This is a genomic window from Streptomyces spiramenti (assembly GCF_012034385.1).
Classification (GTDB): Bacteria; Actinomycetota; Actinomycetes; order Streptomycetales; family Streptomycetaceae; genus Streptomyces; species Streptomyces spiramenti.
On record NZ_JAAVJB010000226.1, the window covers coordinates 1 to 8,108 of the forward strand.

Below are 8,108 nucleotides of genomic sequence, written 5' to 3' on the forward strand. Positions count from 1 at the left end.
CCCCGCCCGCGCCCGCCCGGCGCCGGGCCGTCACCGGGCCGTCACCGGGCCGTCACCGGGCGGCGGGGCGGTCGTCCGCGTGCGGACGGTCACCCGGACGGGCCACCAGGCGACCGTCCAGCCGCGCGTCCAACGCGGTGAACCGCCGCCCGGCGGAAACCGTGCGGACCGCCTGGCCCAGCGCACGCCGGGAGCCGACGAGCACCACGAGCTTCTTGGCCCTGGTCACCGCGGTGTACAGCAGGTTCCGCTGGAGCATCATCCAGGCGCCGGTGGTCACCGGCACCACCACGCAGGGGTACTCGCTCCCCTGCGAGCGGTGGATCGTCACGGCGTAGGCGTGGGACAGCTCGTCCAGCTCGGTGAAGTCGTACCCGATCTCCTCGTCCTCCTCGGTGAGCACGGTCAGCCGCTGCTCGTCGAGGTCGAGCGCGGTGACCCTGCCGCCGGTGCCGTTGAAGACGCCGTTGGCGCCCTTGTCGTAGTTGTTGCGGATCTGGGTGACCTTGTCACCGACGCGGAAGACCCGACCGCCGACGCGTTTCTCCGGCAGGCCGGGACGGGCCGGTGAGATCGCTTCCTGAAGGAGGCCGTTGAGGGCGCCGGCGCCCGCCGGCCCGCGGTGCATCGGTGTCAGCACCTGGATGTCACGCCGCGGATCGAGCCCGAAGCGCCGGGGGATCCGTCGGGCGACAACGTCCACCGTCAGCAGCCCGGCCGCCTCGGTGTCGTCCTCCGCGAAGAGGAAGAAGTCGTCCAGCCCCTGCGTCAGCGGGTGCTCCCCGGCGTTGATGCGGTGGGCGTTGGTGACGACACCGGACTGCCGCGCCTGCCGGAAGATCCTGGTGAGCCGCACCGCCGGGACCGGACCGGGCTCGGCGAGCAGGTCGCGCAGCACCTCGCCGGCGCCGACGGACGGCAACTGGTCGACGTCCCCCACCAGCAGCAGGTGCGCGCCGGGGGCGACGGCCTTCACCAGCTTGTTGGCCAGCAGCAGGTCCAGCATGGACGCCTCGTCCACCACCACCAGGTCCGCCTCCAGCGGTCGGTCGCGGTCGTAGGCGGCGTCTCCTCCCGGCTTGAGCTCCAGCAGCCGGTGGACGGTCGACGCCTCCGCACCCGTCAGCTCCGAGAGGCGCTTGGCTGCCCGGCCGGTGGGGGCGGCGAGCAGCACCTTCGCCCGTTTGGCGCGGGCCAGTTCGACCACCGACCGGACGGTGAAGGACTTGCCGCAGCCAGGGCCGCCGGTCAGCACGGCGACTTTGCGGGTGAGTGCGAGTCGGACGGCCTCGCGCTGCTCGGTGGCCAACTCCGCCCCGGTACGGCCCGCCAACCACTCCAGCGCCTTCTCCCAGTCGATGCCCCCGAAGGCCGCCAGCCGGTCGTCGGAGGCGCGCAGCAACCGCGTCAGCTGGGCGGCGAGCGAGACCTCGGCACGGTGGAACGGCGTCAGGTACACCACCGTCAGCTCCCCTGCGGGGTCCTCCGGGTGCGGGACCTTCTCGCGGACGACCGCCTCGCCGGCCTCGGCCAGTTCGCCGAGGCATTCGATGACGAGGCCGGTGTCGACCTGGAGCAGTTTGACCGCGTCGGAGATCAGCCGCTCCTCCGGCAGGAAGCAGTGCCCCTGGTCGGTCGACTGCGACAGCGCGTGGCTCAGCCCTGCCTTGACCCGTTCGGGACTGTCATGGGGGATGCCGACGGCGCGGGCGATGCGGTCGGCGGTGAGGAAGCCGATGCCCCACACGTCGGCCGCAAGCCGGTACGGGCTCTCGCGCACCACCCGGATCGCGTCGTCGCCGTACTTCTTGTAGATGCGCACCGCGATGGAGGTGGAGACCTCCACACTCTGGAGGAAGACCATCACCTCCTTGATCGCCTTCTGCTCCACCCACGCCTCGGCGATGCGGGCGGTGCGTTTGGGGCCGAGCCCCGGGACGGCGATCAGCTGCTTCGCGTCCTGCTCGATGACGTCGAGGGTGTCGGTGCCGAAGTGGTCCACGATGCGTTCGGCGGTCTTCGGGCCGATGCCCTTGATCAGGCCGGAGCCCAGGTAGCGGCGGATGCCCTGGACCGTGGCGGGGAGCACGGTGGTGTAGTTCTCGACGACGAACTGCTTGCCGTAGGTGGGGTGCGAACCCCACCTGCCCTCCAACCGGAGGGACTCCCCCACCTGTGCCCCGAGCAGCGCGCCCACGACCGTCAGGAGGTCCCCGCCCCGGCCGGTGTCGACCCGTGCGACCGTCCAGCCGTTCTCCTCGTTGGCGTAGGTGATCCGCTCCAGGACCGCTTCGATGACCGCGCGCGACATCCGACGACGGTAACGCGCCCGACCGACACCGGTCCGCCGGCCGTGGGCTCCCCGTCCGGGTCCGGAAACACCGAAGGGCCCGGTTCACGGGCCCTTCGATCCCCTCCTGCGTTCCCCCACTCACGGCCTAAGACACGACTGGGGCCGCGGCGGTTGCACCCCGAGACGGTTTCGTTGCCGAAGTGACCGAGCGGGCACGGCACCCGCCCGGCGGGCCCGGATCGGGCCGCCGTTCGGGCAGTCGGGCGCGCGCGGCTCGTCACGTGCTCAGGCGGCGGCGAGCAGCCGGCGTGCCACGTCCCCGAGCCCGGCCCGCAGCGCGGCGTCCGCCACCGTCCCGTCCGGCCCGATCGCGGAGCGGGGCACCGGGATGTCCGCCAGTGCGCCGGGCACGAGCTCCGCGCCGGTGTAGCCCAGGACGGTGCGCAGGGCGGCGTAGGTGCCGGCCGCCCGGGCGGGAGCCGTGGACGGGTTGACCCAGCCCACGGGTTTGCCGCTGAGCACCGTCGCTCCGATGGTCCACTCCAGCAGGTTCTTCAGCGCCCCCGGCATGGTGCCCGCGTACTCGGGCGTGGAGAACAGCACGGCGGTGGCGCTGTCGATGGCGTTCCTGAGTTCCGCGACCGGCGTGGGTACCGGGTCGCGGTCCAGGTCGGGGTTGAAGTGCGGCAGGCCCCCGATCCCGCGGTGGCGCGCCGTGCGCGCCTCGCGTCCCACCTCGGCGGCCACCGTGGCGAGCACCGCCGCGTTGACCGACCCTCCCCGGGTGCTGCCGCTCACCAGCAACAGGGACTTCATCCGCCACGCTCCCGCCCGGCCCGTGCCCTCGTCCTCCTCGCGGTCCTCGCGAGGGGGTCGCAACACTACGGGGCGTGGCGGCGTGCGGTGGCGGCCCGCGGCGATGCACGGCCGGGCCGCCGCGCCCCGGCGTGTTCAGTGGGCGCAGAGGCAGAAGGGGTGGCCGACGGGGTCGGCGTAGACCCGGAAGTTGCTGGTGGGCGTGGCGTTGCCGGCGAGCAGGACGGCGCCCAGTTCGATCACCCGGCGCTCCGCCTCGTCCTCGGTCCCCTGGGGGATCTCGAAGTCGAGATGGAGCTGCTGGGGGTGCGCGGGGTCGGGCCATCGCGGCGGGCGGTGGTCCTCGACGCGCTGGAAGCCCAGGCGCTGGTCGTGGGGGCCGACGATCTCGACCCAGTCGTCGTCGCTGCCCGGGTCGACCGACCAGCCGAGGACGGCCGAGTAGAACGCGGCCAACTCCCGGGGGTCGGGGCAGTCCAGGACGACCGCGCCGAGGGTTGCTACCGCCATGGCGACTCTCCGTTCGGTGGGGGACGGGCGACGGTGTGCGGGCGGGCTTCAGCCACCCCGCACCGAGCCGTTACCGCTGTCCGGCTTAAACAGGTAACCAGACGTTACCTCTTTGAGCGCTGAAGGGGTAACCATTGACGCGGGTTACGGTAACGACGTGAGTGAGAGCGACGCCCCGGGCGACCTGGGGATGGTCCAACGGCTGGTCAACACGCTGGACGTGGAGACCGGTGACGACGGGCTGGCCGCCCCCGACGGGGTGGCCCGCTTCGCCGACGCCAACGGAGTGGAGCTGCCCGGGGTCACGGCGTCGCAGCTGGTGGAGTTGCGCGAAGGGCTGCGCGCCGCGCTGCTCCGTCACGCGGGGGCCGAACCACCGGCCGACGGGCTCGCGGTCCTCACCCGAATGCTGCGGGACGCGCCGCTGGTGGTCCGACTCGGCGCCGACGGGCGCGCGGCGCTGGCCGCGGCCCCCGGCGTCCACGGCGTCGGCGCGGTCACGGCACGGGTGGCGGCGGCGATCGCGGTGGGCGAGGTCACCGGCGAGTGGCGGCGGCTGAAGGCGTGCCATGCGACGGACTGCGCCTGGGCGTACTACGACCGCAGCCCGGCGGGTCGGCGCCGCTGGTGCTCGATGAGCGTGTGCGGCAGCCGCGCCAAGATGCGCAGCTACCGCGACCGGCAGCGGGCGACGGAGGAGTGAGGACCCCTCACCGCTGGCGGCGACACGCCCTCCTGGACGGACTCGACCCGTCACCCCGGAGGCCGAGCGGCGCGCGGGGTGCGGCTATCCCCGGGGAACCAGGGATGCGAGGACGACCTCCCGCGTCGCCCGGGCCGTCGCCTCGAAGGTGGCCGGGTCCCGGCTGACGCGCTCGGCCCCCGCTCGGACGACGCCGGACAGGAGCTCGACCATCAACTGAACGTCGTCGACCCGGCGGAACTCTCCACGGGCGCTTCCCTCCGCGACCACCCGCTGCACGTCCACCACGATCTCGCGGAAGGGGTTCTCCCGCCCGTGGGGCATCTCCGTCACGGGCGGACCGCCTCCGGGCCGGAAGATCAGCTGCATGGCCTGGTCCGTCGACATCCCCAGGACGACGTCGATGATCTCCTCCAGACGCCCGGCGGCCGACTCCTCGGAGCGATCGGCGACAGCCGTCACCTGCGCCACGGTCGGCCGCGTCGCCCGGTGGGTCAGCGCCAGGACCAACGCGTCCTTGTCGGGGGCGTAGTTGTACAGGGTGTTGCGCGCTAGCCCCGCCCGGGCCGCGATGTGCCCCATGTTGATGGCCTCGTAATCGCGCTCGGACAGCAACTGGCGCAGCGCGTCGGCGAGATCGGACCACACCATGGCGTGGTGTTCCTCCAGGTTGGCTCCCCTGATGCGCGGCATGGCCCCCTGTCCCTTCGTCGTGCCGGCCCGCTCTGCCCGGAAGCCGTTGTCCGTCGGCGGAGTGACCTCGGCCGCCTCAGGCTTTCGATCCTGCGGGCAGGACGGCGCTCAGCAGGTGAGCGTTCTCCTGGTACGTCGCGGTGAGCTTCACACGGCTCAGGCGCCAGCCCTCCGAGGTGCGCACGGCCTCATTGTCGTAGAAGCCGACGACCAACCAGCAGTTGGGTCCATCACCGGTCACCTCCGACGGGAACCAGTGCTCGGCTCGGACGTGCGCGGACACCGTCGCGCGATCGCCGTCGATCCGGACGACGTGCCCGGTGATGACGTGGTGCGCGGCCACGAACGGGGCGAAGGTCTCCTTGAGGCTCTCCCCGTACGCGGCGACGGGCACCTCCATGACCGGGGTACCGGCCACCGAACCGAAGTCGAGCGTGACCGGGTCGGTGAAGACGCGCTGCGGCAGCTCGGCGAATCTCGCTCGATCCGGTATGTCGGCGTAGCTGCTCATCAGCTCGATGATCTCGGCGCGATCGGTGGCACTCATCGTCAACGGACCTGCTCTCCTCGCCCCTGGAGCCGCCAGGGGGTGTGCACTGCCGCTCTCCCGAACGGGGCGCCGCGATTTTCACGACGACCTGTCGTAAACATTACGACGGGTCGTCGCAACAGGGCAAGCGCTCCTGGTCGGCGCCGGACCCGCTTCGCGCCCGTTCCGGGCGGGAAGCCGCAGGCTCGCTCAGCGGACGCCCTGATCCGTTCGGTGGATCGCCCCGGCGGCCCTCCGCCGCTGTTCCAGCACACGGTGGCGACGGGGAGGAAGGGCGTGGAGCAGGGCGCGCCCCGGCCTCGGCGGCGACCGGGCCGGGGCGCGGCGTCGGGGTGCGCCCCGGGCGGCAAGGCCGGCGGGGGGTCAGGCGTCGGGGTCGACTTCGGGGTGCGTGAATCGCACAGGTTTGCCCAGCGACCGGGCGTAGGTGATCTCGGCCCGGGTGCTGTCCCCGATGTAGTCGCCGACGACGAGCGCCTCATCGGCGAGCCGGATCTTCGCCCGGTGCAGATCGTCGAGTCGAAGCTTCAGGTTCTCGGCCTCGGCGGGGTCGGACCAGAGCTCGTGCGGCGACTTCATGTCGCAGCCCGGTTTGACGACGATGTTTCCGGCTGCCGTCTCCCGCAGGTCGGCCTCGGCCATGTCGAGCACGAAGCGGGTGGAGCCACAGATCACGACGATCCTCGGAAGGTTCGACAGCGCCTTCGCTTCGGTGAGTCTCTCGTCGGGAGTGGGCGGTCGCGGGTGGGACACGGGTGCCTCCGGATGCTCGGGCCGGGTGGGCACAGGCCGCCCGACGAGTGCCTGCCCGCACCACGGTCGCAGCCGGCGACAGCCGGCGCCAGAGGGGGTGCCCGAGGACAACACGAGCTCCGGCGAACGCAGTTCGTCGACTCGGGCTCTCTGCTCACTGGGGGACGTCGTCGGTCCGGACACACGAAGAGGGGATCGGGGGTGCGGAACAGCCGCGCCGGGGCGCGCCGAACTCCTCCGGCCGGCGGGCGCGGGTCGGCGTGCCGGGGCGGGTCTGCGTGCCGGGGCGGGCCGGTGGCGCGCGTCAGAGCGTGGGGCGGCCCAGCGCGCGGTAGGTCCAGCCGGCCGCGCGCCACGCCACCGGGTCCAGAGCGTTGCGCCCGTCCAGGATGTGGCGCCGACCGACCTGCTCCCCGAGGACGGCCGGGTCGAGCTCACGGAACTCGGCCCACTCCGTCAGGTGCAGCACCACGTCGGCGCCGCGAACGGCCTCCGCCGCGGACGCCGCGTACCCGAGGGTCGGGAAGATGCGGCGGGCGTTCTCGTTCCCCTTGGGGTCGTAGACGGTGACCTGTGCGCCCTGGAGGTGGAGCTGGCCGGCGACGTTCAGCGCCGGCGAGTCGCGGACGTCGTCGGAGTCCGGCTTGAAGCTCGCCCCCAGCACGCCGACCCGGCGCCCGAGGAGGACGCCGCCCAGCGCGTCGCGGGTCAGCTCCACCATGTGTGCGCGGCGGCGCATGTTGATGGAGTCGACCTCGCGCAGGAAGGTCAGCGCCTGGTCGGCGCCCAGCTCGCCGGCGCGGGCCATGAACGCGCGGATGTCCTTGGGCAGGCAGCCGCCGCCGAAGCCGATACCGGCGCGCAGGAACTTCTTCCCGATGCGGTCGTCGTGGCCGATGGCCTCGGCCAGCTTCACCACGTCGCCCCCGGCGGCCTCGCAGACCTCCGCCATGGCGTTGATGAAGGAGATCTTGGTGGCGAGGAACGAGTTGGCCGAGGTCTTCACCAGCTCGGCGGTGGCGAAGTCGGTGGCGACGAAGGGCGAGCCCTCCGCGATCGGCGTCGCGTACACCTCGCGGAGGACGGCCTCGTGGCGGTCGTCCCGGACGCCGACGACGATGCGGTCGGGGTGGAGGGTGTCGTCCACGGCGAAGCCCTCGCGCAGGAACTCCGGGTTCCACGCCAGCGCCGCGTCCTCGCCGGCGGGGGCCAGTTCCGCGATCCGCGCCGCGAGCCGCTCCGCGCTGCCCACCGGGACGGTGGACTTGCCCACCACCAGGCACGGCCGGTCGAGGTGGACGGCGAGGCTCTCCACGGCGGCGTCGACGTAGGACATGTCGCAGGCGTACTCGCCGTGCTTCTGCGGGGTGTTGACGCAGACGAAGTGGACGTCGCCGAAGGCGGCGACCTCCGCCCAGTCCAGGGTGAACCGGAGCCGCCCGGTGGAGCCGGGCAGGCCCGCGACGTGGCGGCGCAGCAGCTCCGCGAGGCCGGGCTCGTACATCGGGATCTCGCCCCGCCCGAGCAGTTCGACCTTCTCCGGGACCACGTCCAGTCCCAGCACCTCGAACCCCAGCTCCGCCATGGCGGCGGCGTGCGTGGCCCCGAGGTAGCCGGTACCGATAACAGTGATCTTGGGCGCCATGCGGGCTCCTGTGACGGGCGGCGGTGAGCGCGTCGAGCATAGCCGCGCGACACCCGGCGTCCGCGCGCCGGGGCGCGCCGCCGGGAGGCCCCCGCGCGACGGTCCCCGCACCGGGCGGACGCGGCCGGCGCGGTCCGGGCGAGGG

8 protein-coding genes are annotated in these 8,108 nt (G+C 72.8%); 1 reads left to right on the top strand and 7 read right to left on the bottom strand.

Annotation, left to right across the window (positions count from 1 at the left end):
• Positions 1 to 52: 52 nt before the first annotated feature.
• The 3 genes from recD2 to HCJ92_RS20025 form a co-directional block, all read right to left on the bottom strand.
• A complete protein-coding gene (gene recD2 / locus HCJ92_RS20015; RefSeq protein WP_167935008.1) occupies positions 53 to 2,311 on the bottom strand; it encodes an SF1B family DNA helicase RecD2 in 2,259 nt (752 codons plus the stop codon).
• 267 nt (positions 2,312 to 2,578) lie between these two features.
• Positions 2,579 to 3,109, bottom strand: coding sequence for an NADPH-dependent FMN reductase (locus HCJ92_RS20020; RefSeq protein ID WP_167935009.1), 531 nt, complete (start codon positions 3,107 to 3,109; stop codon positions 2,579 to 2,581).
• Between the two features lie 135 nt (positions 3,110 to 3,244).
• A complete protein-coding gene (locus HCJ92_RS20025) occupies positions 3,245 to 3,619 on the bottom strand; it encodes a VOC family protein (RefSeq protein ID WP_167935010.1) in 375 nt (124 codons plus the stop codon).
• Between the two features lie 157 nt (positions 3,620 to 3,776).
• Here HCJ92_RS20025 and HCJ92_RS20030 point away from each other — a divergent pair, with 157 nt between their 5' ends.
• Complete coding sequence (locus tag HCJ92_RS20030) at positions 3,777 to 4,322, top strand: CGNR zinc finger domain-containing protein (RefSeq protein ID WP_167935011.1); 546 nt, start codon at positions 3,777 to 3,779, stop codon at positions 4,320 to 4,322.
• Between the two features lie 84 nt (positions 4,323 to 4,406).
• Here HCJ92_RS20030 and HCJ92_RS20035 read toward each other — a convergent pair whose 3' ends face one another.
• The 4 genes from HCJ92_RS20035 to HCJ92_RS20050 form a co-directional block, all read right to left on the bottom strand.
• Entirely contained in the window at positions 4,407 to 5,015 is a 609-nt protein-coding gene (locus HCJ92_RS20035; RefSeq protein ID WP_167935012.1) for a TetR/AcrR family transcriptional regulator, read from the bottom strand.
• 76 nt (positions 5,016 to 5,091) lie between these two features.
• The gene (locus tag HCJ92_RS20040) at positions 5,092 to 5,562 is read right to left on the bottom strand and encodes a nuclear transport factor 2 family protein (protein ID WP_167935013.1); all 471 of its coding nucleotides are present in this window, start codon (positions 5,560 to 5,562) and stop codon (positions 5,092 to 5,094) included.
• Between the two features lie 366 nt (positions 5,563 to 5,928).
• Positions 5,929 to 6,318, bottom strand: coding sequence for a hypothetical protein (locus HCJ92_RS20045; RefSeq protein ID WP_167935014.1), 390 nt, complete (start codon positions 6,316 to 6,318; stop codon positions 5,929 to 5,931).
• A gap of 304 nt (positions 6,319 to 6,622) precedes the next feature.
• The gene (locus HCJ92_RS20050; protein ID WP_167935015.1) at positions 6,623 to 7,963 is read right to left on the bottom strand and encodes a UDP-glucose dehydrogenase family protein; all 1,341 of its coding nucleotides are present in this window, start codon (positions 7,961 to 7,963) and stop codon (positions 6,623 to 6,625) included.
• Positions 7,964 to 8,108: the final 145 nt, after the last annotated feature.